Source organism: Streptomyces sp. NPDC014894, assembly GCF_043080985.1.
Taxonomy (GTDB): Bacteria; Actinomycetota; Actinomycetes; order Streptomycetales; family Streptomycetaceae; genus Streptomyces.
Genome location: NZ_JBIBWD010000001.1, coordinates 138361 through 160916, shown reverse-complemented (window position 1 = coordinate 160916; position 22556 = coordinate 138361). Strand labels below are relative to the sequence as shown.

21 protein-coding genes are annotated in these 22556 nt (G+C 71.2%); 10 read left to right on the top strand and 11 right to left on the bottom strand.

Annotation, left to right across the window (positions count from 1 at the left end; genetic code table 11):
- Positions 1–3 precede the first annotated feature (3 nt).
- The 4 genes from ACF089_RS00700 (at position 4) to ACF089_RS00685 (ending at position 4024) form a co-directional block, all read left to right on the top strand.
- A complete protein-coding gene (locus ACF089_RS00700; RefSeq protein WP_392019920.1) occupies positions 4–1023 on the top strand; it encodes an ABC transporter ATP-binding protein in 1020 nt (339 codons plus the stop codon).
- A 3-nt stretch (positions 1024–1026) separates the two neighbouring features.
- Positions 1027–1806: an ABC transporter permease gene (locus ACF089_RS00695; protein ID WP_392019917.1), complete on the top strand. Its 780-nt coding sequence runs from the start codon at positions 1027–1029 to the stop codon at positions 1804–1806.
- A gap of 257 nt (positions 1807–2063) precedes the next feature.
- Positions 2064–3194 (top strand): ABC transporter ATP-binding protein, encoded by a 1131-nt coding sequence (locus ACF089_RS00690; protein WP_392019914.1) that lies wholly within the window; start codon positions 2064–2066, stop codon positions 3192–3194.
- Positions 3191–4024 (top strand): ABC transporter permease, encoded by an 834-nt coding sequence (locus ACF089_RS00685; RefSeq protein ID WP_392019911.1) that lies wholly within the window; start codon positions 3191–3193, stop codon positions 4022–4024. The genes ACF089_RS00690 and ACF089_RS00685 overlap by 4 nt, the downstream gene beginning before the upstream one ends.
- 27 nt (positions 4025–4051) lie before the next feature.
- Here ACF089_RS00685 and ACF089_RS00680 read toward each other — a convergent pair whose 3' ends face one another.
- Positions 4052–4381, bottom strand: a complete 330-nt coding sequence (locus tag ACF089_RS00680) for an ATP/GTP-binding protein (RefSeq protein ID WP_392019907.1) — start codon at positions 4379–4381, stop codon at positions 4052–4054.
- A gap of 219 nt (positions 4382–4600) precedes the next feature.
- On the opposite strand from ACF089_RS00680, the gene ACF089_RS00675 reads away from it, so the two are divergent.
- Positions 4601–5629: an LLM class flavin-dependent oxidoreductase gene (locus tag ACF089_RS00675; RefSeq protein WP_392019905.1), complete on the top strand. Its 1029-nt coding sequence runs from the start codon at positions 4601–4603 to the stop codon at positions 5627–5629.
- Between the two features lie 201 nt (positions 5630–5830).
- Here ACF089_RS00675 and ACF089_RS00670 read toward each other — a convergent pair whose 3' ends face one another.
- On the bottom strand, positions 5831–6223 hold the full coding sequence (locus tag ACF089_RS00670) for an SCO5389 family protein (RefSeq protein WP_392019902.1): 393 nt from the start codon (positions 6221–6223) through the stop codon (positions 5831–5833).
- A 294-nt stretch (positions 6224–6517) separates the two neighbouring features.
- Between ACF089_RS00670 and nucS the strand changes: the two genes are divergently transcribed.
- Complete coding sequence (gene nucS, locus ACF089_RS00665) at positions 6518–7180, top strand: endonuclease NucS (RefSeq protein WP_392019901.1); 663 nt, start codon at positions 6518–6520, stop codon at positions 7178–7180.
- Positions 7181–7256: 76 nt separating this feature from the next.
- Here nucS and ACF089_RS00660 read toward each other — a convergent pair whose 3' ends face one another.
- The 3 genes from ACF089_RS00660 to ACF089_RS00650 all read right to left on the bottom strand — a co-directional run bounded on the left by ACF089_RS00660 (position 7257) and on the right by ACF089_RS00650 (position 11511).
- Positions 7257–9809 carry an ATP-binding protein gene (locus ACF089_RS00660; protein ID WP_392019898.1) on the bottom strand — a complete coding sequence of 851 codons (2553 nt, stop codon included), beginning with the start codon at positions 9807–9809 and terminating at the stop codon, positions 7257–7259.
- A gap of 328 nt (positions 9810–10137) precedes the next feature.
- Positions 10138–10461, bottom strand: coding sequence for an STAS domain-containing protein (locus ACF089_RS00655; RefSeq protein ID WP_392019895.1), 324 nt, complete (start codon positions 10459–10461; stop codon positions 10138–10140).
- Between the two features lie 201 nt (positions 10462–10662).
- Positions 10663–11511, bottom strand: a complete 849-nt coding sequence (locus tag ACF089_RS00650; RefSeq protein ID WP_392019892.1) for a 3-hydroxyacyl-CoA dehydrogenase family protein — start codon at positions 11509–11511, stop codon at positions 10663–10665.
- 198 nt (positions 11512–11709) lie between these two features.
- Between ACF089_RS00650 and ACF089_RS00645 the strand changes: the two genes are divergently transcribed.
- Positions 11710–12282, top strand: coding sequence for a cob(I)yrinic acid a,c-diamide adenosyltransferase (locus ACF089_RS00645; protein WP_392019889.1), 573 nt, complete (start codon positions 11710–11712; stop codon positions 12280–12282).
- Positions 12283–12391: 109 nt separating this feature from the next.
- Here the strand turns inward: ACF089_RS00645 and ACF089_RS00640 are convergent, their stop codons facing one another.
- Complete coding sequence (locus ACF089_RS00640; RefSeq protein ID WP_392019887.1) at positions 12392–12970, bottom strand: hypothetical protein; 579 nt, start codon at positions 12968–12970, stop codon at positions 12392–12394.
- Positions 12971–13119: 149 nt separating this feature from the next.
- Here ACF089_RS00640 and ACF089_RS00635 point away from each other — a divergent pair, with 149 nt between their 5' ends.
- The 3 genes from ACF089_RS00635 (at position 13120) to ACF089_RS00625 (ending at position 17164) form a co-directional block, all read left to right on the top strand.
- The gene (locus ACF089_RS00635; protein ID WP_392019884.1) at positions 13120–14328 is read left to right on the top strand and encodes a sensor histidine kinase; all 1209 of its coding nucleotides are present in this window, start codon (positions 13120–13122) and stop codon (positions 14326–14328) included.
- Positions 14325–15116 (top strand): response regulator, encoded by a 792-nt coding sequence (locus ACF089_RS00630; RefSeq protein WP_392019883.1) that lies wholly within the window; start codon positions 14325–14327, stop codon positions 15114–15116. Before ACF089_RS00635 ends, ACF089_RS00630 begins: the two co-directional genes overlap by 4 nt.
- A gap of 170 nt (positions 15117–15286) precedes the next feature.
- Complete coding sequence (locus tag ACF089_RS00625; protein ID WP_392019881.1) at positions 15287–17164, top strand: glycosyl hydrolase family 18 protein; 1878 nt, start codon at positions 15287–15289, stop codon at positions 17162–17164.
- A 181-nt stretch (positions 17165–17345) separates the two neighbouring features.
- Here ACF089_RS00625 and ACF089_RS00620 read toward each other — a convergent pair whose 3' ends face one another.
- From ACF089_RS00620 to atpA, 5 genes are all read right to left on the bottom strand, one after another.
- Positions 17346–17822 (bottom strand): DUF2550 domain-containing protein, encoded by a 477-nt coding sequence (locus tag ACF089_RS00620; RefSeq protein ID WP_392021530.1) that lies wholly within the window; start codon positions 17820–17822, stop codon positions 17346–17348.
- Between the two features lie 132 nt (positions 17823–17954).
- Positions 17955–18338: a F0F1 ATP synthase subunit epsilon gene (locus ACF089_RS00615; RefSeq protein WP_392019879.1), complete on the bottom strand. Its 384-nt coding sequence runs from the start codon at positions 18336–18338 to the stop codon at positions 17955–17957.
- 224 nt (positions 18339–18562) lie between these two features.
- Positions 18563–20005 carry a F0F1 ATP synthase subunit beta gene (gene atpD / locus ACF089_RS00610; protein ID WP_392019877.1) on the bottom strand — a complete coding sequence of 481 codons (1443 nt, stop codon included), beginning with the start codon at positions 20003–20005 and terminating at the stop codon, positions 18563–18565.
- Positions 20005–20922: a F0F1 ATP synthase subunit gamma gene (locus ACF089_RS00605; protein ID WP_392019874.1), complete on the bottom strand. Its 918-nt coding sequence runs from the start codon at positions 20920–20922 to the stop codon at positions 20005–20007. The genes atpD and ACF089_RS00605 overlap by 1 nt, the downstream gene beginning before the upstream one ends.
- Positions 20923–20942: 20 nt before the next feature.
- A complete protein-coding gene (gene atpA, locus ACF089_RS00600) occupies positions 20943–22535 on the bottom strand; it encodes a F0F1 ATP synthase subunit alpha (protein ID WP_392019872.1) in 1593 nt (530 codons plus the stop codon).
- Positions 22536–22556: the final 21 nt, after the last annotated feature.

The window sequence follows — 22556 nt, the reverse complement described above, 5'->3', positions numbered from 1 at the left end:
CGCATGATCGAGCTGGAGGGCCTCACCAAGCGATTCGGCGCCAAGGTCGCCGTCGACCATCTGTCGTTCCAGGTCCGGCCCGGGGTGGTGACCGGGTTCCTCGGCCCGAACGGCGCGGGCAAGTCCACCACCATGCGGATGATGCTCGATCTGGACAATCCGACCAGCGGCAGCGTACGGATCGACGGCCGGCACTACCGGGAGCTGGCGGAGCCGCTCAAGTACATCGGCGCGCTGCTCGACGCCAAGGCCATGCACGGCGGGCGGAGCGCGTACAACAATCTGCTCTGTCTGGCCCAGGCCAATCGCATCCCGGCCGCCCGGGTCTCGGAAGTGCTGGACGTCGTCGGGCTGACGGCGGTGGCGCGGAAGAAATCGAAGGGATTTTCGCTCGGCATGGGCCAGCGGCTGGGAATCGCCTCGGCGCTGCTCGGCGATCCGGAGATCCTGATGTTCGACGAGCCGGTGAACGGTCTGGACCCCGAGGGAATTCACTGGATCCGCAATCTGATGAAGCAGCTGGCGTCCGAGGGACGGACGATCTTCGTTTCCTCGCATCTGATGAGTGAAATGGCCCTCACGGCCGACCACTTGATCGTGATCGGGCAGGGGCGGCTGCTGGCGGACACCTCGATGGCGGCCTTCATCCAGGAGAACTCGCGCAGCTACGCGCGGCTGCGCTCGCCCCAGCCGGAGCGGCTGCGGGACGTTCTGGCCCTGGCGGGCTTCGCGCCCGTGGCGGCGGCGGACGGCGCGCTGGAGATCGACGGCGCGACCACCGAGCGGCTGGGCGAGCTGGCGGCGGAGCACGGTGTCGTCCTGCATGAGCTGAGCGCCCAGCGCGCCTCGCTGGAGGAGGCCTTCATGCAGATGACGGCCGGTTCGGTGGAGTACCACGCGCACGGTACGAGCGAGGGGGCGCGGCCGCCCGCCCCGCCGGGCCCGAGGTGGGGCAGCGAGCGGGAGCCGGCCCGGGCCCCGAGGTGGGGCGCCGGCCCGCGGAACGACAAGGAGGGGAGCTGACCCATGGCCTCGGTACCCGCGGTGCTCCAGTCGGAGTGGACCAAGATCCGTTCGGTGTCGTCCACGACCTGGACGCTGGCCTCGGCCTTTCTGGTGACGGTCGCCCTGAGCGCCGCGCTCTGCGCGCTCTTCCGCTCCACCTTCGACAATCTCTCCGTGCGCGAGCGGCTCACCTTCGACCCGACGCTGGTGAGCTTCTCGGGGATGACCCTCGGGCAGCTGGCGATGGTGGTCTTCGGCGTGCTGGTGGTGGGCACGGAGTACAGCTCCGGGATGATCCGCACCTCGCTCGCGGCGGTGCCGCAGCGGGGGACGTTCCTCTTCGGCAAGCTGACGGTGGCGACGGTGCTGGCGCTGGGGGTGGGGATGGCGACGAGCTTCGCCTCCTTCTTCGTCGGCCAGGCGCTGCTGGGCGAGCACGGGACGACGATCGGCGCGGAGAACGTGCTGCGCGCGGTGATCGGCGGCGGGCTCTACATGGGGCTGATCGCGCTGTTCTCGATGGCGGTGGCCACGATGCTGCGCAGTTCGATGCTGTCGCTCGGGATTCTGATGCCGTTCTTCTTCCTGGTGTCGCAGATCCTGGCGTCGGTGCCGAAGGCGAAGACGGTCGCCCGCTACTTCCCCGACCAGGCCGGGGCCAAGATCATGCAGGTGGTGCCGGACGCCCTGGGCGGGACGAGCGCGCCGTACGGGCCCTGGGAGGGGCTCGGGATCATGCTGCTCTGGGTGCTCGCGGCCCTGGTCGGGGCGTACGCGGTGCTGAAGACGCGCGACGCGTAGGCGCGGGCCGCGTCCGGTCCTGGTCGGTCCGGACCTAGTAGGTCCGGTCCGGACCGGACCGGGCCTCATCAGTCTGGTCGCTCCGGACCGGGCCGTGCCCGCGGGGGCCGGCCCGCCGACCGCCCCACCGGGATCGTCACCGGAAAGTTACCCCTTGGCCGGAACCAGGTGAAGGTCGATATCCTCCTAGCTCTTACGGGGGCGTGCGGCCGGTAGGCCTGTGCCCCGATGACCGAAAGTCGATGGGGCTCTGGAGAATGATCGAGGCAGTCGGCCTGACGAAGCGCTACGGCGCCAAGACGGCCGTGTACAACCTTTCCTTTCAGGTGAGGCCCGGCACGGTGACCGGATTCCTCGGCCCCAACGGTGCCGGCAAGTCCACCACCATGCGGATGATCCTCGGGCTCGACACCCCGACCGAGGGCAAGGTGACGATCGGCGGCCTCCCCTTCCGGCAGACGCCGAACGCGCCCCGCCAGGTCGGCGCGCTGCTCGACGCCAAGGCCGTCCACGGCGGCCGCAGCGCCCGCAACCACCTGCTCTCGCTGGCGCAGCTCTCCGGGATCCCGGCCCGCCGGGTGGACGAGGTGCTCGGCGTCGTCGGCCTCCAGGACGTGGCGCGCAAGCGCTCCAAGGGCTTCTCGCTCGGCATGGGCCAGCGGCTCGGCATAGCGGCGGCGCTCCTGGGCGACCCGCAGGTGCTGCTCTTCGACGAACCCGTCAACGGGCTCGACCCCGAGGGCATCCTCTGGGTCCGCAATCTGATGAAGCTGCTCGCCTCCGAGGGCCGTACGGTCTTCGTCTCCTCGCACCTGATGAGCGAGATGGCGCTGACCGCCGACCATCTGATCGTGATCGGCCGCGGTCAGCTGCTCGCGGACATGAGCGTCACGGACTTCATCTCGGCGAACTCCGCCGACTTCGCCCGGGTGCGCACCCCGGACGCCGAACCGCAGCTGAGGGAGAAGCTCTCCTCGGAGCTGACCGGCGCCGGCGGCCAGGTGATGACCGAGCCCGACGGCGCGCTGCGGGTCATGGGTCTGCCGCTGCCGCGGATCAGCGAGCTGGCGCACGGGGCGGACGTCCGGCTGTGGGAGCTGTCCCCGCACCGGGCCTCGCTGGAGGAGGCGTACATGCGGATGACGCAGGGCGCGGTCGACTACCGCTCCACCAGCGACCAGAAGGCGGGGCTGATGCAGCAGCCGCAGCCCGGGTACGGAGCGCCGCAGCAGCAGATCCCCGAGGTGCCGCAGCAGGGCTTCTACGCCCCGCCGCCGCCCCGCCCGGAGGACAATCCGTACGCCGCCGGTCCGGACCGGGCCGCGCCGCCCGCCGCGGCCCCGGCCGCCGCCCCCGCCGAACCGACAAAGCCCGAGGACCGCCGATGACCACCCCCTACCAGCAGCAGGGCGCGCCCACCGCCACCTCGTACTCCTCGCCGATCCCGGTCCGCAAGGCCCATCTCGGCGACGCGCTCGCCTCCGAGTGGACCAAGATCCGGTCGGTGCGGTCCACGGTCTGGACGCTGAGCGTCATGGCCTTCCTGATCCTCGGCATCGGGCTGCTGGTCGCGCTCACGATCGGCGCGGCCGACGCGGATCTCGACGGTCAGCCGGTGCTGGCGTTCGGCTTCTTCGGCGTGCTGCTCGGCACCGTCTGTGTGATCACGCTCGGCGTGCTCACCATCGCGTCCGAGTACGGCACCGGGATGATCCGGACCACGCTGACCGCCTGCCCCTCGCGGAACCGGGTGCTGACCGCGAAGGCGATCGTCTACTTCCTGGTCGTCTTCGTCTTCACCCTGGTGCTCACCCTGGTGGTGGGCGCCCTCCAGGTGGCGATCATCGACACGGCCGACGCGCCCTCGAACGACGAGTGGTTCCGCGCGACCTTCGGCGTGAGCGTCTTCCTCGCCGCTCTCGGTCTGCTCTCGCTCGCCGTCGGCGTGCTGATCCGGCACTCGGCGGGCGCGATCACGCTGATGATCGGCGTGGTGCTGCTCCCGATCGTGCTGGCGATGTTCATGTACGCGGAGTCGCTGTCGGGCCTGCGGGACGGCCTGTTCGAGTACTCGATACCGAATCAGCTGATCGTGCTCTACAACAACACCGCCACCGAGTCGGGTCCGCAGGGCTGGGAGCCGGTGTGGATCATCCTCGGCGTCTCCGCCGTCGCGCTGGCCGGCGCGTACGCGTCGCTGAACAGCCGCGACGTCTGACCCCGCCGGACGATGTCCGGCCCCGGCTCAGTGCCTGGGCGCGTTACGGGACCGCTGCACCCGCGTGGTGCGGCGGTCCTTCGCGTTCCAGCACGCCTTGTGCCAGTGCCGCCGGTCGTCCACTCCCCCGTGCTCCGGCCAGGCCACCACGTGCGGGACGGCGGACGGGATCTCCTGGTCGCAGCCGGGGCAGCGATAGCGCTTGCCCTGGGAGCCGGCCCCGGCCACCAGACGGACCGACCATTCCTCGCCCTGCCAGGACTCGGTACGGCCGAAACCGCCGTACCGGTCGCCCGGTTCACCGGTCTGCGGGGGGAGTTTCTCGCCGCCCTTGGGGCGGTTGCGGCGCGGGGACACGTGTACACCTCACGGGGCAAGTGGGGACGATTCCTTTCAGGCCCAGCCTACGGGCCGCGGTACGGGGTACACGCCCCTGTGTGACAGGGGACGGGCCCGTCCGGCGGGGCGGTTACCGGAAAATCGCAAGAACTTCACGGGAGGCCGTGCCTCTGGCACGTGTCGGGCGTTGATGCCGGTGGGGGGAGTGACGCGTCGGCCGCAAGGAGGCAGAAGGCGATGCGCGTGGGTACGTTCGTCCTGGCCGCCCAGTTCCCGGGCCAGGGGCAGGGTGAGGCGCTGCACCGGGCGGTGCGCTCCGCGGAGGTGGCGGAGGAGTCGGGGCTCGACTCGGTGTGGCTGGCGGAGCACCACTTCGTGCCGTACGGCGTATGCCCGTCGGCGGTGACGCTCGCGGCGCTGCTGCTCGGCCGCACCCGGCGGATCAGGGTCGGCACGGCGGTGAGCGTGCTGCCGACCGTCCATCCGGTCGCGCTCGGCGAGCAGGCCGCGCTGCTCCATCTGACCAGCGGGGGCAGGTTCTCGCTCGGGGTGGGCCGGGGCGGGCCCTGGGTCGATCTGGAGGTCTTCGGGGCCGGACTGCCGGCCTATGAGACCGGTTTCACGGACTCGCTGGATCTGCTGCTGGCCTGGCTGCGCGAGCCCGCCGTCGCGGGCCGGTCGAAGCGGTACGCCTTCCGTGAGGTCCCCGTCGTGCCCCGGCCCGACGAGCTGATCGGCGGGCCCGCGCGGCCCGAGGTGATCGTGGCGTGCACCTCGCCGGCGAGTGTGCGGCTGGCCGCCGGGCGCGGGCTGCCGATGCTGCTGGGCATGCACTGCGGGGACGAGGAGAAGGCGGAGATGGTCGCCCTGTGGCGGCGGAGCGCCCTGGAGGCGGGCCGGCCGCCCGAGGAGGTCGCGGACGCCGGTCATGTGTCGGCGGGAGTGGCGCAGATAGGCCCGAGCGCGGCGGAGGCGGGCGAGACGCTGATGAAGTCGATGCCCGGCTGGTTCAAGCAGGGGCTGGACGCCCATATGACGGTCGACGGCCGGGAGCGGGCGATGCGCGATCCCGTGGCCTATACGGAACTGCTCTGCCGGCTCCATCCGGTGGGCCCGCCGAGGCTGGCCGCGGACCGGCTGGCGGCGACGGCGGAGCGCACCGGAATCACGCGGTTCGCCCTGCTCACCGAGGGCTCCGGCGATCTGGCGGCCACCGAGGAGAATGTGCGCCGGCTGGGCGAGGACGTCCTCCCGCTGCTGGGCTGAGCCGCGTACGAAGGGGCCGTACACGAAGGAGCGCCGCCGGGCCGGTCGGCTCCGGGCCGGTCGGCTCCGGCGCGGAGCCCGCGGGCCGGACCGGGCGCGGATCCGGCCGGTTCCCGCCCCGCCCCGCTCACCCCGGACCCGGCCCGCTGCCGCCCCGGCGTCAGTCGTAGCTCGCGCGACGCGGAGCGGCAGCACACGATCTCAGCAGTCGCGCAGTTCGGGCGACTGATTGAGCAGCTGCCCCCGCACGGAGGTGAAGCGGGCCAGCCGCTCGTCCACCGAGGAGTCCAGCGGGAACACCGCCACACGGTGGCAGTTCTGGAACGCCAGACGTACTCCGAAATGCCGTTGCAGCGCACCGCGAATCGCGTCACTCGCGAGCGCGCGCAGCAGCTGGCCACGTGCCTGCTCATCCGGCGGAGGCGTCAGGTTGTCGGCGAAGTCGCCGCCGTCGACCTTCAGCTGTGCCACCAGCGAACTGATCATCTCCCATGCGTAGGGCAGGGAGGTCCGGACGCAGTCGACGAAGTCTGCTTCGTCGACCTCGCCTCGCTCGGCCTGTTCCAACAGCGCCGGTGAGACGTCGAGCGACATGGGTTCTCCTCTCGCGACCCCGGTGACGGGGCCTTACGGGCACGGAAAGGCGCGCCGGGAACATCGTCATGCGCATGACGCATGACGACGCAGAGTGCGCATCCGACGACCTCCTGCATCCACGGTAAGTGCGCGGTCCAGACCGCACCAGGAGAATGGGAGGACAACCGGCCAGAAACGAACCGGAGCACCGAGGGGACCCAGAGGCTCTCCGCCAGGCGCAGTGCTGCCCGGGCTCGGGTGTGCGTAGGGAGAATCGCGCGCGGGGGTGTACGTCGAGTAGCGTTGCCGACCATGCGTCTTGTCATCGCCCGTTGCTCCGTGGACTACGCGGGCCGGCTCACCGCCCATCTGCCCTCCGCCCTCCGTCTGATCCTCGTCAAGGCCGACGGGAGCGTCTCCATCCACGCGGACGACCGGGCGTACAAACCACTGAACTGGATGTCCCCGCCCTGCACCCTGAAGGTGGGGGACGACGACGTCTGGACGGTCGTCAACAAGGCGGGCGAGAAGCTGATCATCACCATGGAGGAGGTCGTCCACGACTCCTCGCACGAGCTGGGGGTGGACCCCGGCCTCATCAAGGACGGCGTGGAGGCGCATCTCCAGGAACTGCTCGCGGACCGGATCGAGACACTCGGCCAGGGCTACAGCCTGATCCGCCGTGAGTACCCGACCGCGATCGGCCCGGTGGACATCCTCTGCCGGGACTCCGACGGCGGCACGGTCGCGGTGGAGATCAAGCGCCGGGGCGAGATCGACGGGGTGGAGCAGCTGACCCGCTATCTGGAGCTGCTGAACCGCGATCCCCATCTCGCGCCGGTGAAGGGCGTGTTCGCGGCCCAGGAGATCAAGCCGCAGGCGCGGGTGCTGGCGACGGACCGGGGCATCGGCTGCGTGGTGCTGGACTACAACGCGATGCGCGGCATCGAGGACGACAAGCTCAGGCTGTTCTGACGCGGCCGGAGCACGGCGGAGCCGACACGGCCCCGGAGGCGATGCCTCCGGGGCCGTACGCGTGCCGTGACGCCGCTCAGGCGACCGGTGCGCCCGACGGCGACGGGGCCCCGCCGGGGGAGATCGGCGCGCTCCCGGTGGTCTGGACGTCGCCGCCGCCGGTGGCCGTGGGCGTTCCGGTGGGAGTCGTCGGCCTGGTCGTCGGCGTCGGCTTCGTCGGCCCGGTCGGCTTCGTGGTCGGGCCGCCGGAGGTCGAGGGGACCATGGTCGGCCGGGTCGGCGCGGTCGGGCTGCCGGTGCCCGCGGTCCCGGTCGGGGAGCTGGGGCGCTGCGAGGGGACGGTGGACGTCGGGACGCCCGTCGACGGCCGGGAGGAGCCGGTCGACGGGGTGCCGGCGGCCGTGGCCGGGGCGGTCGTCGCGGGGCCTGCGCCCGTGCCCGCGGTGACGGGGACGGAGGAGGTGGCCGCGGGCACGGCGGCGGGCGTGCTGGAGGCCCGCTCCGTCGGGGCCTCGGTCGGTGCGTCCGACTCCGGTCCCTCGCGGTTCGCCTCCTCCGTCGCCGAGGCGCCGTTCCCGGCCTTGCCGCCGCCCGGCGCGTCCCGGCCGTCCGAGGCCGCGCCGATGGTGACCACGGCGCCCAGGACGACGGCGAGCAGCGCGCCCGTGCCGACGGCGATGAGATTGCGGCGGGTGCCGAGCAGCGCGCGGCGCCGGCGGGTCCAGGCGCTCTCGGCGCGCGGCGGCTGGTACGAGACCAGCGTCTGCGGCACCGTCACGGTCCCGGAGACCACCGGCAGCTGACGGGTGCCCGGTTCGTCGTCGCGGAGCGCGGCGGCGGCCGCGGCGCCCGGCGGCAGGGCGGCCGGGACCGGCGGCGGGGGCAGCTCGCGGCGTCCGGCGGGGGCGGCGGGCGCCGCGTCGGCGGCGGAGGGCACCCGGCCGTTCTCGCGGTCGTCGACGAGAGTGAGGGCGCGGCGGCCCGCGACCGTGCCCCGCTTGTCGGCGAGCGCCCCGCGCATGCCGATCGAGGCCTCCAGCTCGGCGCGGGCCCGGTCCAGACGGTCGGTGCAGAGCGCCAGGATGCCCAGCTCGTGGTGGAAGTAGGCCTCCTCGGCGACCTCGCCGGCCTTGCGGGCGGCTTCGGAGCCGGTCCGCAGGGTGCGCTCCCACGCGCCCCAGTGGAGCCCGGCCGCGAAGGCGGGGGCGGCGCCCCGGGCGAGCAGCACGGCGGCGCTGGGGTGTCCGCTCGCGGTGCTCGCGACCAGGGCGGTGAGGGCGGCGACGACGGAGTCCGCCTCGGCGGCGGCGCGCTCGGGGGTGACGGAGGGGTGTCCGATCCACCAGGTGTAGTGCTGGGCGGCGGTGTGGGCGTGGGCGGCGGAGTCGTCCGCGTACCCCTTCTCGGCCAGTTGCGCGCGGACGCCGGCCGCGAGCCGGAAGCGGCCGCCGACCGGGGAGAGCAGGCCGCAGCCCATCAGTTCGCCGATGGCCGTGTCGGCGTGGGTGTCGCCGATGAGCGCGGGCAGATGCGCCTGGTGGGGCACCTCGCCGCCGAGCGCGACGGCGAAGCGGAGCGTCTGGCGGGCGGCCTCGCCGAGCCGGGAGGCGAGCAGCGGGGCGGGGGCCGCGCCCTGTCCGAGGGTGGGCAGCGCGACCTCGGCGCCGTCGACGCCCTCGGGGGGTGCGAACGCCTCGAAGGCCTCGGGGTCCTCGCGGAGCCGTTCGCGGAGTTCGTCGCACTGCCTGAGCAGCGCGCCCGCCTGGACGAAGCGCAGCGGCAGGCCCTCGGACTCGAACCAGAGGTCTCCGGCCCAGTTGGTCTCGTCCTCGGCGAGCGGGCGGTCCACGGAGCGGCGCAGCAGTTCCAGGGAGGCGGGGCGGCCGAGTCCGGGGAGGGCGATCTCCTCGAGGTGGGCCTCGGGGGCCGGTTCGGGCGCGTCGGGGAGGGCGGCGAGCAGGAAGGCGCACTCGGGCGCCGCGTCGAGGAGTTCGCCGAGGGCCGCGCCGCCGAATTCCAGATCGTCCAGGACGACGATCGCGCCGATGTCCGCTACGCGTTCGAGGAGTTGGGCGCGGCTCGGGCGGCGGCGGGGGGCGCGGTGGACGGCGGCGAAGAGTTCGTACAGCAGATCGGTGGGGGTGCGGTGGCAGCCGTTGAGCCGGACGACTCCGTCGGGGGCGAGGTCGGCGCACTCCTCGGCGACGGCGTCGAGGAGGGTGGTGCGTCCGGAGCCGGCCGGTCCGGTGACGCGCAGGGAGCGGCCCCGGCCGAGGAGGCGGATGATCTGCTCGCGCTGCTCGTCGCGCTCCAGGAGCGGCAGCCGGGGGGCGGCGGGCCCGGCGGGTGCGGGCGGGCGGGCCGCGCGCCGGTGTTCGGCCCGCTCGGCGGCGTTGGCGCGCCGGACGGGGTGGTCGTCGTCGTCGGCGGTCGCGCCCGCGTCCGGGGCGCGGGGCGGGCAGGGTTCTATCTCGCTGCCGTCCACCGGATTGACGGTGAGCAGGAAGTCGCCTGCGGCGATCCGCACGGTGCGGGCGTGTGCCGGCGCGGACTGTCCGAAGTCGGGCGTGCCGGGCTCGCGCGACGGCCGCTTCGGCCCCGCGCCCTCGCCGAAACTGTCGTGGTCCATGGTCCAAGCCCCCAGATGCGCTTCGCATAGGTTCGTCCCCGCCGGGGCTCCGTGCGGAGTCCGTGGCGGAGCCGCGCGCGAAGGCCCCTCCCGGTCTCTCCGCGCGCCCGGACGCCGCTTCGGTCCGGTGCTCCTGCCGCGTGGGTCGCCCGAAGCGGCGTGTCGCTGTGGCTCGTCGGAGCGGTTCCGCACGTCGGCAGACGAACGAAACCCTAGACGCTGGCAGGGTATCCCTCATCCGGCGGGGTGCCGCCCCGTCCGCGACGTCACAGCTTCATGAGAATTGTGAGGTCACGGACGGTTCGGTCCGTCGCGGCGGGCCGGGCGGTCAGGCGCGGGGCAGTGATTCGGCGGCGAGTCCGCCCTCGATGGCGAGGATGCGGTGCAGCCGGGTGGCCACCAACAGCCGCTGCATCTGGGGCGGCACCCCGCGCAGGACGAGCCGTCTGCCGCAGCGGCCGGCCCGGCGGTGGGCGCCCATGATGACGCCGAGCCCGGTGGCGTCCCAGGAGTCGAGACCGGTCAGATCGAGCACCAGGTCGCCGTCGCCGTCGTCGACCGCCGAGTGCAGGACCGTACGGGCGTCCGCCGCGCTGCGGACGTCGAGGCGGCCCCCGACGACCAGCTCGACGTGGTCGCCCCTGATGTGCATATGCGCTCCCCGAGAGTGCTTCAGTGCCCTGTGGTTGTGTGCTGGGCCGCTCTGGGGCCCCAGCCCGCGCAGGCTGTTCCACTACTTCTTGCCTCAACTGACGGCCCGGAGGGCACAGCAGTTGCTGTTTGTGAGCGAACCGATACCGAAATCACTCCGTAGGGTGATACCGGCGGGCGTCGCGGCGGCGCCGGCGGCCGTTCAGTGGGTGTAGAAGCCCTGCCCGCTCTTGCGGCCGATGTCACCCGCGTCCACCATCCGGCGCATCAGCTCCGGCGGGGCGAACTTCTCGTCCTGGGACTCGGTGTAGATGTTCTCGGCGGCGTGGAGCAGGATGTCCACGCCGGTGAGGTCGGCGGTGGCGAGCGGGCCCATGGCGTGCCCGAAGCCGAGCCGGCAGGCGGTGTCGATGTCCTCGGCGGAGGCGACGCCCGATTCGTACAGCTTCGCGGCCTCCACCACCAGCGCCGAGATCAGCCGGGTGGTGACGAAGCCCGCCACGTCGCGGTTGACGACGACGACGGTCTTGCCGACGGACTCGGCGAACGACCGGGCGACCGCCAGGGTTTCGTCGCTGGTCTTGTGGCCGCGGACGAGTTCGCACAGCTGCATCATGGGCACCGGCGAGAAGAAGTGCGCGCCGACGACCCGCTCCGGACGGTCCGTCACCGCCGCGATCTTGGTGATGGGGATGGCGGAGGTGTTGGAGGCGAGTACGGCGTCGTCCTTGGCGATGCGGTCGAGCGCGCGGAAGATCTCGTGCTTGACCTCCAGCTTCTCGAACACCGCCTCGACCACGACGTCCGCGTCGGCGACCGCGTCCAGATCGGTGGTGGTGGTGATCCGGGCCAACGCGGTCTCGGCGTCGGCGGCTTCCATTCTGCCCTTGGCGACGAATCGGTCCCACGAGTTCTTGATGGTGTCGGTGCCTCGGGTCAGGGCCTCGTCGGTGATGTCGCGCAGCACGACGTCCCAGCCCGCCTGGGCGGAGACCTGAGCGATTCCGGAACCCATGAGTCCGGCTCCGATGACGGCGAGCTTCCTGGCCACTGAGACACCCCTTAACGACTGTTTACATTTCGCCTCTCGGCCGGAGGTTAGCGCTCGCGGGGGGCCGAGTGGCCGCTAAGAGATGCGCGTCACGTCTCACATGACGGACATCACACCGGGACGGGCGCGGAGCGGCCGCGCCGGGCCGCCGGGCCGGGGGTGTCCCGCGCCGGGGCGGCGGCTAACTACGCTGGGCCCATGGTCAATCTGACGCGCATCTACACCCGTACCGGCGACCGGGGCACCACGGCGCTCGGCGACATGAGCCGGACCGCCAAGACCGATCTGCGGATCTCCGCGTACGCCGACGCCAATGAGGCCAACGCCGTCATCGGCACCGCCGTCGCGCTGGGCGGGCTGACCGACGACGTCGTCCAGGTCCTGGTCCGGATCCAGAACGATCTCTTCGACGTGGGGGCGGACCTCTCGACCCCGGTGGCGGAGAATCCGGAGTACCCGCCGCTGCGGGTGGAGCAGTTCTACATCGACCGGCTGGAGGCGGACTGCGACCGCTTCCTGGAGGAGCTGGAGAAGCTCCGCAGCTTCATCCTCCCCGGCGGCACCCCCGGCGCGGCCCTGCTCCACCAGGCGTGCACGGTGGTGCGGCGGGCGGAGCGCTCGACCTGGGCGGCGTTCGAGGTCCACGGCGAGACGATGAACCCGCTGACGGCGACCTATCTCAACCGCCTCTCCGACCTGCTGTTCATCCTCGCGCGGGTCGCGAACAAGGAGACCGGGGACGTGCTCTGGGTCCCGGGCGGCGAACGCTGAGGTCAGGGTCCCGGGCGGCGGGGGTACGAGGACCCGGGCCGCGGGGCCGGGTCCGCGGACCCGGCCCGGGCGGAAGGGCAGCGGACCCGGGCGAGGGGCCGCGGACCGGCTAGCGGCGCTCCACCCGGACCGGCTCGCGGTCCTTCGCCGCGGGCCCCGGGCCCCGGCGCGGAAAGACCAGATAGGTCAGCGCGATCACCCCGTGGATGCCGGCCACCCGCCACGCCTGATACATCCAGGACTCCAGCGAACCCGTCCGGCCGGGGTCCCCCACGTACCAGATCGCGAGCTGGAGCAGCGCCGACGCCACCGCCGCGCCGACCAGCGTGCCGAACCAGATCTTCCCCTCGTGGGCGGCGCGCGCCATGCCGTACCGGGGCGGCTTCGGCGGGGGCGGCGCGCCGCCGAAGCGGTGGGCCGCGTGGCCGTCGAGCCACTTGACGGTGCGGTGGCCGTGGCCCACGGTGTAGCCGATGTAGAGCGCGGCCAGACCGTGCTTCCAGCTGGGCTCCGCGCCGTTCTTCAGATCGATCGCCGTGACGACCAGCAGCAGGACCTCCAGCAGCGGCTCGCACAGCAGAAGGGCCATGCCCAGCCTGGGTCTGCGCAGCACATAGCGGGCTCCGAGCCCGGCGGCCAGCAGCACCCAGAAGCCGACCTCACAGACGATGATCAGCGTGACGATCACGGTGCTCTCCCTTCCTCACCTCCAGACTTCCGTCGAAACGGGCCCCGATCGTCGTCGGCAGGCAGGAACCGGGACTGCATCCTTCGATGTACTGGCGGATCGCCCCCGCCGGGGACGCCGCCGGGCCGCTCGCCGTGTTTGATGGGAGGGTGACCCTTCCCCGCCCGCACCGCGACGACGTCCTGATGGGCGTCTGCTCGTTCCTCGGCGGTGTGCTGCTGTGGTCGCTGGGGCTCTACACCCAGCCCGACCGCACCCTGCTCCCGGCCTGGGCCGCCCTGGTGCCGCTGGCGGTGCTCAGCGTCCAGGAGATGTACCGCAGATCGACTCCGCTCCTCACGCTGCTGGTCGGCACGGCGGCGCTCGTCGCCGACCAGCTCACGGTCGGCAATCTCTTCACCGTGCTGCTCTTCACCGACACGGTGTACGTCGCGACGGTGTACGGTCCCCCGGCCGCCGTCCGCCGGGTGCCGATCGCCGCCGGAGTGGTCACGGTCGCCTGTGTGATCGGTCTGCCGGCCCTGCTCCAGGACCCGTTCGGGCTCTTCCTCGGCGTGGTCGTGGGCATGATCATCCTCACCCCCGCCCTCACCGGTGTGATCATCCGCAACCACCGGGCCGCCGCCGACGCGGCGCTGCTGCGGGCGGAGCAGACCGCTCTGCTCGCGGAGATGGACCGGGTGCAGGCGGTGACCGCCGAGCGCGGGCGGATGGCCCGTGAGCTGCACGACATGGTCGCCAACCATCTCTCCGCGATCGCCATCCACTCCACGGCCGCGCTCTCCCTGGACAATCCGCAGACCTCCCGGGACGCCCTCGGGGTGATCCGGGAGAACAGCGTCGCCGGTCTGGCCGAGATGCGGCGGCTGATCGGGCTGCTGCGGGACAGCGGCCACGACGACCAGCCCGCCGCCGCGCCCACGCTCGCCGGGGTGGAGTCGCTGATCGCCCAGTGCCGTACCCATGGCGCGGCCAGCGGACTGACCTTCACCCTCGACGACCGGCGCGGGGAGGGGCCGCCGCTGCCCACGCCGGTGGATCTGGCGGCCTACCGGATCGTGCAGGAGTCCCTGACCAACGCGCTCAAGCACGCGGAGCGGGGCGAGGTGCGCGTCGTCCTCGCCCGGACGGAGGGCCGGGCCCTGACGGTCACGGTCACCAGCGCCTTCGGCCGCCGCCCGGGCCCCCGCGCGCCGGGCTCGGGGGCCGGTCTGGTCGGCATGCGGGAGCGGGTGGCGCTGCTGTCGGGCGAGATCGAGGCGGGCCCGGTCGAGGGTCCGGCGGACGGGCCCGGGAAGATCTGGCTCGTACGGGCGACCCTGCCGGTGCATGACGAAGACGAGGAGCCCTCAGCATGACGAGGGAAGCGCACCCCGAGCACCCCGAGCAGCCCGAGCAGCCCGAGCAGCCCGAGCACCCGGAGCGCCCCGAGCGGCCCCGGCAGCCCGCGCCGGCGGAGGGCCCCGGGGTCCCCGGGCCCGGCGCGCCGCGTTCGGGGCGGGTGCGCGTCCTGGTCGCGGAGGACCAGAGCGCGGTCCGCGCGGGCCTGGTGCTCATCCTCGGCAGCGACCCCGGGATCGAGGTCGTCGGCGAGGCGGCGGACGGCGAGGCGGCGGTGCGCCTCGCCCGGGAACTCCGCCCCGATCTGGTACTGATGGACATTCAGATGCCACGGCTCGACGGGGTGTCGGCGACCGGACAGATCGTCGGCGAACGGCTCGCGGACGTCCTCGTACTGACCACATTCGATCTGGACGAGTACATCTTCGGCGCGCTACGCGCGGGCGCGTCGGGATTTCTGCTGAAGAACACCGAGGCGCGGGAGCTGCTGGAGGCGGTGCACACGGTGGCGCGCGGCGAGGGGCTGATCGCTCCGGCCGTCACCCGCCGGCTGATCGCGGAGTTCGCCTCCCCGCACCCCGTACGCTCCCCCGACGCCCCCGACCCGGCGGTTCTCGACGCGCTGACCCGGCGCGAGCGCGAGGTGCTCTGCTGTCTGGGCGAGGGTCTGTCGAACGCCGAGATCGCGGTACGGCTGCGGATGGCGGAGGCCACGGTGAAGACGCACGTCAGCAGGCTGCTGGGGAAGCTGGGGCTGCGCAGCCGGGTGCAAGCGGCCGTACTGGCGCAGGAGTTGGGGATCTGACGGGCTGATTCCCGCCACTCCTCCCCCATCGCTCCACCTTTGGTCTGGACCTATTGACGATTGGTACAGACCTTCCTACTCTCACCGAACACACGCTGCGGTGAGCCACGCAGAGTGCACAGTGCACGCACGGTCCCACCCCACTGTCCGGACCTTCACGAGGAGCACCCGTGAGCACTCATCCCCCACGACTGCACGGTCTCAGACGGCGTCTCGCACCACCGGGCGCGCGGTTCTCCACCCGATCGAAGATCGTCGCGATACTGACCGCGCTGATCCTCCCGATGGCCGCGCTGGTCGGCCTCGCCACCCCGGCCCAGGCTGCCACGTCCGCCACCGCGACGTACACCAAAGGCTCCGACTGGGGTCAGGGCTTCGAAGGCAAGTGGACCATCAAGAACACCGGTACCACGGCCATCAGCGCCTGGACCGTCGAGTGGGACTTTCCCACCGGCACCCGCGTGACCTCCGCCTGGGACGCCGACGTCACCAACGTCGGCAACCGCTGGACCGCCAAGAGCAAGTCCTGGGCCGGTTCGCTGGCGCCCGGCGCCTCGGCCACCTTCGGCTTCAACGGCACCGGCACGGGCTCCCCGTCGAACTGTAAGCTCAACGGCGGCTCCTGTGACGGCGGCACGGTCCCCGGTGACGACCCGCCGTCCGCCCCCGGAACCCCCACCTCCAGCAACATCACCGAGACCTCGGCGACGCTGAGCTGGGCCGCGGCCACGGACGACAAGGGCGTCAAGAACTACGACGTCTTCCGTGACGGCACCAAGGTCACCACGACCACGGCCCTCACCTTCACCGACACCGGGCTGACCAAGGCCACCGACTACTCCTACACGGTGCAGGCCAGGGACAACGCGGACCAGCTCGGCCCGCTCAGCGGCGCGCTCGCGGTCCGCACCAGCGGCACCGTCACCCCCGGCTCCAAGATCAAGATGGGGTACTTCACCCAGTGGGGCGTCTACGGGCGCAACTTCCACGTGAAGAACCTGGACACCTCCGGCACCGCCGCGAAGATCACCCACATCAACTACGCCTTCGGCAACGTCCAGAACGGCCGCTGCACCATCGGCGACTCGTACGCCGACTACGAGAAGGCGTACACCGCGGACCAGTCCGTGGACGGCGTGGCGGACACCTGGGACCAGCCGCTGCGGGGCAATTTCAACCAGCTCCGCGAGCTGAAGAAGAAGCACCCGCACATCAAGGTGCTGTTCTCGTTCGGCGGCTGGACCTGGTCCGGCGGCTTCGGCCAGGCCATGGCCAACCCCGCCGCCTTCGCGGAGTCCTGCCACCAGCTCGTCGAGGACCCGCGGTGGGCCGACGTGTTCGACGGCATCGACCTGGACTGGGAGTACCCGAACGCCTGCGGCCTCACCTGCGACACCAGCGGGCCCGCGGTCATGAAGACCATGATGCAGGCGTTCCGTGCCAAGTTCGGCGCGAACTACCTGCTCACCGCTGCCATCACCGCCGACGCTTCCAACGGCGGGAAAATTGACAAGGCGGACTACGCCGGCGCGGCACAGTACATCGACTGGTACAACGTCATGACGTACGACTTCTTCGGCGCCTGGGCGGCCCAGGGTCCGACGGCCCCGCACTCGCCGCTGACCTCGTACCCCGGCATTCCGCAGGACGGCTACAACTCGGCCGCGGCGATCAACAAGCTCAAGGCCAAGGGCGTGCCGGCCGAGAAGCTCCTGCTCGGCGTCGGCTTCTACGGCCGGGGCTGGACGGGCGTCACCCAGGCGACCCCGGGCGGCACCGCGACCGGCGCGGCCACCGGCACCTACGAGCCCGGCTACGAGGACTACAAGGTCCTCAAGAACACCTGCCCGGCCACCGGGACCGTCGGCGGCACCGCCTACGCCAAGTGCGGCAACAACTGGTGGAGCTACGACACCCCGGCCACGCTCGGCACCAAGATGAGCTGGGTCAAGAGCCAGGGCCTCGGCGGAAGCTTCGCCTGGGATTTCAGCGGCGACACCAGCAACGGTGAGCTGATCACCGCGATCGACTCGGGGCTCAGGCCCTAACACCCCACAGCACCGCACCGGGCTTCACCAGAGCCGGTGAGCACAGAGAAGGGGCCGGGGAGAACCCCCGGCCCCTTCGTATGCCGTTCACGCCGTACGCAGCGCAGCGCGCGGGTCCCGGCGCTGACGCCCGCAGCGCCGAGCCGGCCGGTCCGTACATCCGTACAGCCGGCGCGCGGCCTCAGGCCACATTCACCCGCTGGCCGGGGGGCGCCGCCTCCAGCCAGGCCAGAAAACCGGTCAGGGCGTCCTCGCTCATCGCCAGCTCCAGCCGGACGCCCCGGTGCAGACAGCCGAGCACCACCGCGTCGGAGAGCAGCGCCAGCTCCTCCTCCCCCTCGGGGGTGCGGCGGGCGACGACCTCGATCGCGGAGCGCTCCAGGACCCGGCGCGGCCGGGGGGCGTAGGAGAAGACGCGGAACCACATGATGCGGTCGCCGCTGTAACGCGCCACGCCGTACACCCAGCCCTTGCCGCTGGGGGGCTCGGCCGCGGAGCCGTCCGGGAGGACGGGGTCCTCCGGGATGTTCCACCGCAGGGAGCAGTCGAAGGTGCCGCCCGACCGCTGGATCAGACGTCTGCGCAGCCCGAAGACGAACAGCGCGATCCCCACCAGGGCGACCAGCGCCAGGACGCTCACCAGCACCGCGAGGAACATGTCCACCGACCTCCTCGCATCGTCCTCGTCCTCAAACGCCATCCCATCCGCACCCGCATCGCCTCAGCCGCGGTCCGGTCTGGAGGAGTCCAGTCCGGGCCGCGGCTGAGGGTGAGACTGTCGGCGGGGTGCTCAGCGCACCGCCACCGCGCGCAGTCGGACATCGGCGCGACGCTCGGCGGCGGCGTCCGAATCCGACTTGGCACGCTCCAGCGCACGCTCGGCGCGCTGGGCATCGATCTCGTCGGCCAGCTCGGCGATCTCCGCCACCAGCGACAGCTTGTTGTCGGCGAAGGAGATGAAACCGCCGTGCACGGCCACGACGACCGTCCCGGCTCCTTCGGGGGAGCTGGTACGGATGGTCACCGGGCCCGATTCCAGCACACCCAGAAGCGGCTGGTGACCGGGCATGACGCCGATGTCGCCGGATGCGGTGCGCGCGACGACCAGGGTGGCCTCACCGGACCAGACCTGCCGGTCCGCTGCGACCAGCTCGACATGCAGCTCAGCAGCCAAGGGTGGCTCCTCGGGTCACCACCCGGCGATGATGCCGGGTGTTGGGTCAAAGTCTAATGGGGCTCCGGACGCCGAAGCGCCGGGGCCCGTCCTCCGGCATTTCGCTGCCGGAGATCCAGGGCCGGACCACCGCCGGGGAGGCGGTCGTCCGGACTCCCGGATTCACAGGGAGGGGCGTACGCGGGGGGCGGGGCGGGCCCCGCCCCCCACGCGAGTCCTACGACTCAGGAGACGCCCAGCTCCTTGGCGTTGGCCTTGAGGTCCTCAATGCCACCGCACATGAAGAACGCCTGCTCGGGGAAGTGGTCGTACTCTCCGTCGCAGATCGCGTTGAACGCGGCGATCGACTCGTCGAGCGGCACGTCCGAGCCGTCCACACCGGTGAACTGCTTGGCGACGTGGGTGTTCTGCGACAGGAATCGCTCCACCCGGCGAGCGCGGAGGACGGCGATCTTGTCCTCCTCGCTCAGCTCGTCGATACCGAGGATCGCGATGATGTCCTGGAGGTCCTTGTACTTCTGCAGGATCCCCTTGACGCGCGTGGCGGCGTCGTAGTGCTCCTGCGTGATGTAGCGCGGGTCCAGGATGCGGGACGTGGAGTCCAGCGGGTCCACGGCCGGGTAGATGCCCTTCTCCGAGATCGGACGGGAGAGCACCGTCGTCGCGTCGAGGTGGGCGAAGGTGGTGGCCGGGGCCGGGTCGGTCAGGTCGTCCGCGGGGACGTAGATCGCCTGCATCGAGGTGATCGAGTGACCGCGGGTCGACGTGATGCGCTCCTGCAGCAGACCCATCTCGTCGGCCAGGTTCGGCTGGTAACCCACCGCGGACGGCATACGGCCGAGCAGGGTGGACACCTCGGAGCCGGCCTGGGTGTACCGGAAGATGTTGTCGATGAAGAAGAGCACGTCCTGCTTCTGCACATCGCGGAAGTACTCCGCCATGGTCAGACCGGCCAGGGCGACCCGCAGACGGGTGCCCGGGGGCTCGTCCATCTGGCCGAAGACGAGCGCCGTCTTGTCGATGACGCCCGACTCGCTCATCTCGTCGATGAGGTCGTTGCCCTCACGGGTGCGCTCACCGACGCCCGCGAACACCGACACACCGTCGTGGTTGTTGGCGACGCGGTAGATCATCTCCTGGATCAGCACGGTCTTGCCGACGCCGGCTCCACCGAACAGACCGATCTTTCCACCCTTGACGTACGGGGTGAGCAGGTCGATGACCTTGATGCCCGTCTCGAACATCTCGGTCTTGGACTCGAGCTGGTCGAAGCTGGGCGCCTTGCGGTGGATGGGCCACCGCTCGGTGATGTCCTTGTTCGCCTCGGGGACGTTCAGCACCTCACCGAGGGTGTTGAACACCTTGCCCTTGGTGAAGTCACCGACGGGCACGGTGATGCCGTTGCCCGAGTCGGTCACCGGGGCCTGGCGGACCAGACCGTCGGTGGGCTGCATCGAGATCGCGCGGACCACGCCCTCGCCGAGGTGCTGGGCGACCTCGAGCGTCAGCGTCTTGAGCTTGCCGTCCTCGGCCGGGTCGGCCACCTCGACGGTCAGAGCGTTGTAGATCTCCGGCATCGCGTCGACGGGGAATTCCACGTCGACGACCGGGCCGATGACCCGGGCGACGCGGCCCGTGGCAACGGCCGTCTCAACTGTCGTCGTCATTACTTGTCACTCCCCGCGGTCGCGTCGGCCAGGGCACTGGCTCCACCGACGATCTCGCTGATTTCCTGGGTGATTTCGGCCTGGCGGGCCGCGTTGGCAAGCCGGGAGAGGCTCTTGATCAGCTCCCCGGCGTTGTCGGTCGCCGACTTCATCGCGCGGCGGGTGGCGGCGTGCTTGGAGGCAGCCGCCTGGAGCAGCGCGTTGTAGATCCGGCTCTCGACATAGCGCGGCAGAAGGGCGTCGAGGACGTCCTCCGCCGACGGCTCGAAGTCGAACAGCGGCAGGATCTCGCCCTTGGTCGCGCTGTCCTCGGCGGCCTTCTCCAGGCTGAGCGGCAGCAGCCGGTTCTGCACCGGCGTCTGCGTCAGCATCGAGACGAACTCGGTGAAGACGATGTGGAGCTCGTCCACGCCGCCCTCGGCCGTGTCCTTCTGGACCGCCGCGATCAGCGGACCCGCGACCTTCTTGGCGTCCGCGTAGGTCGGGTTGTCGGTGAACCCGGACCACGACTCCACGACCTTGCGCTCGCGGAAGTTGTAGTACGAGACACCCTTGCGGCCGACGATGTAGCTGTCGACCTCCTTGCCCTCGCTCCGGAGCCGCTCATTGAGCTGCTCCGCCGCCTTGATGGCGTTGGCCGAGTAGCCTCCGGCCAGACCGCGGTCGCTCGTGATGAGCAGGACCGCGGCGCGGACCGGAGTCTCCGCCTCGGTGGTGAGCGGGTGCTTGGTGTTCGACCCCGTGGCCACCGCGGTCACCGCTCGGGTGAGCTCGGCCGCGTACGGAGTGGAGGCCACCACCTGGCGCTGCGCCTTGACGATGCGCGAGGCGGCGATCATCTCCATCGCCTTGGTGATCTTCTTGGTCGCGGTGACGGATTTGATGCGACGCTTGTAGACCCGGAGCTGGGCTCCCATGAGTCAGGTCCCTTCCGTCGTCACTTGGCGGTGCTGACCGGCGCGTCTTCGCCCAGAAGCTTGCCGTCCGAGGTCTCGAACTGACGCTTGAAGGCGGCGATCACGTCGGCGATGGCCGTCAGGGTGTCGTCCGACATCTTCGCGCCCTCGGCGATGCTGGTCAGGAGCTCCTTGCGCTCGCGGCGCATGTGCTCCAGCAGCTCGGTCTCGAAGCGGCGGATGTCCTCGACCGGGACGTCGTCCATCTTGCCGGTGGTACCGGCCCAGACGGAGACGACCTGCTCCTCGACGGGCATCGGCTGGTACTGGGCCTGCTTCAGCAGCTCGACCATGCGCTTACCGCGCTCCATCTGCGCCTTCGAGGCCGCGTCCAGGTCGGAACCGAAGGCGGCGAACGCCTCCAGCTCGCGGTACTGGGCGAGGTCCACACGCAGTCGGCCGGAGACCTGCCTCATGGCCTTGTGCTGGGCGGAGCCGCCGACGCGGGAGACTGAGATACCGACGTTCAGGGCCGGACGCTGGCCGGCGTTGAACAGGTCGGACTCCAGGAAGCACTGGCCGTCGGTGATGGAGATGACGTTGGTCGGGATGAACGCCGAGACGTCGTTGGCCTTGGTCTCGACGATCGGCAGACCGGTCATCGAGCCCGCGCCCATGTCGTCGGAGAGCTTGGCGCAGCGCTCCAGCAGACGCGAGTGCAGGTAGAAGACGTCGCCCGGGTAGGCCTCACGGCCCGGCGGACGGCGCAGCAGCAGCGACACGGCGCGGTAGGCGTCGGCCTGCTTCGACAGGTCGTCGAAGATGATCAGGACGTGCTTGCCCTGGTACATCCAGTGCTGGCCGATGGCCGAACCGGTGTAGGGCGCCAGGTACTTGAAGCCCGCCGGGTCGGACGCCGGAGCGGCGACGATGGTCGTGTACTCCAGCGCGCCGGCCTCCTCCAGCGCACCGCGCACGGACGCGATGGTGGAGCCCTTCTGGCCGATGGCGACGTAGATGCAGCGCACCTGCTTGTTCACGTCGCCCGAGCGCCAGTTGTCGCGCTGGTTGATGATCGTGTCGACGGCCAGGGCGGTCTTGCCGGTCTGGCGGTCGCCGATGATCAGCTGACGCTGACCGCGGCCGATCGGCACCATGGCGTCGACGGCCTTGTAGCCGGTCTGCATCGGCTCGTGGACCGACTTACGGACCATGACGCCGGGGGCCTGCAGTTCGAGGGCGCGGCGTCCCTCGGTCTCGATCTCGCCGAGGCCGTCGATCGGGTTGCCGAGCGGGTCGACGACGCGACCCAGGTAGCCCTCGCCGACGGCTACGGACAGGACCTCGCCGGTACGCGTGACCGGCTGACCCTCTTCGATACCGCTGAACTCGCCGAGGACGATCGCACCGATCTCCCGCTCCTCGAGGTTCAGGGCGAGACCCAGGGTCCCGTCCTCGAACTTCAGCAGCTCGTTCGCCATGGCCGAGGGCAGTCCCTCGACCTTGGCGATACCGTCGCCGGCCACGCTGACCGTACCGACCTCCTCGCGCGAGGCCGCGTCCGGCTTGTACGACTGGACAAAGTTCTCCAGCGCGTCCCGGATCTCCTCCGGCCGGATCGTGAGCTCCGCCATCTGGGTTCCCTGCTCTCCTTG

Coding starts and splice junctions, on each gene's coding strand:
- ACF089_RS00700 (WP_392019920.1), top strand. CDS start 4: ATGATCGAGCTGGAGGGCCTCACCAAGCGATTCGGCGCCAAGGTCGCC.
- ACF089_RS00695 (WP_392019917.1), top strand. CDS start 1,027: ATGGCCTCGGTACCCGCGGTGCTCCAGTCGGAGTGGACCAAGATCCGT.
- ACF089_RS00690 (WP_392019914.1), top strand. CDS start 2,064: ATGATCGAGGCAGTCGGCCTGACGAAGCGCTACGGCGCCAAGACGGCC.
- ACF089_RS00685 (WP_392019911.1), top strand. CDS start 3,191: ATGACCACCCCCTACCAGCAGCAGGGCGCGCCCACCGCCACCTCGTAC.
- ACF089_RS00675 (WP_392019905.1), top strand. CDS start 4,601: ATGCGCGTGGGTACGTTCGTCCTGGCCGCCCAGTTCCCGGGCCAGGGG.
- ACF089_RS00670 (WP_392019902.1), bottom strand. CDS start 6,223: ATGTCGCTCGACGTCTCACCGGCGCTGTTGGAACAGGCCGAGCGAGGC.
- nucS (WP_392019901.1), top strand. CDS start 6,518: ATGCGTCTTGTCATCGCCCGTTGCTCCGTGGACTACGCGGGCCGGCTC.
- ACF089_RS00660 (WP_392019898.1), bottom strand. CDS start 9,809: ATGGACCACGACAGTTTCGGCGAGGGCGCGGGGCCGAAGCGGCCGTCG.
- ACF089_RS00655 (WP_392019895.1), bottom strand. CDS start 10,461: ATGCACATCAGGGGCGACCACGTCGAGCTGGTCGTCGGGGGCCGCCTC.
- ACF089_RS00645 (WP_392019889.1), top strand. CDS start 11,710: ATGGTCAATCTGACGCGCATCTACACCCGTACCGGCGACCGGGGCACC.
- ACF089_RS00630 (WP_392019883.1), top strand. CDS start 14,325: ATGACGAGGGAAGCGCACCCCGAGCACCCCGAGCAGCCCGAGCAGCCC.
- ACF089_RS00620 (WP_392021530.1), bottom strand. CDS start 17,822: ATGTTCCTCGCGGTGCTGGTGAGCGTCCTGGCGCTGGTCGCCCTGGTG.
- atpD (WP_392019877.1), bottom strand. CDS start 20,005: ATGACGACGACAGTTGAGACGGCCGTTGCCACGGGCCGCGTCGCCCGG.
- ACF089_RS00605 (WP_392019874.1), bottom strand. CDS start 20,922: ATGGGAGCCCAGCTCCGGGTCTACAAGCGTCGCATCAAATCCGTCACC.
- atpA (WP_392019872.1), bottom strand. CDS start 22,535: ATGGCGGAGCTCACGATCCGGCCGGAGGAGATCCGGGACGCGCTGGAG.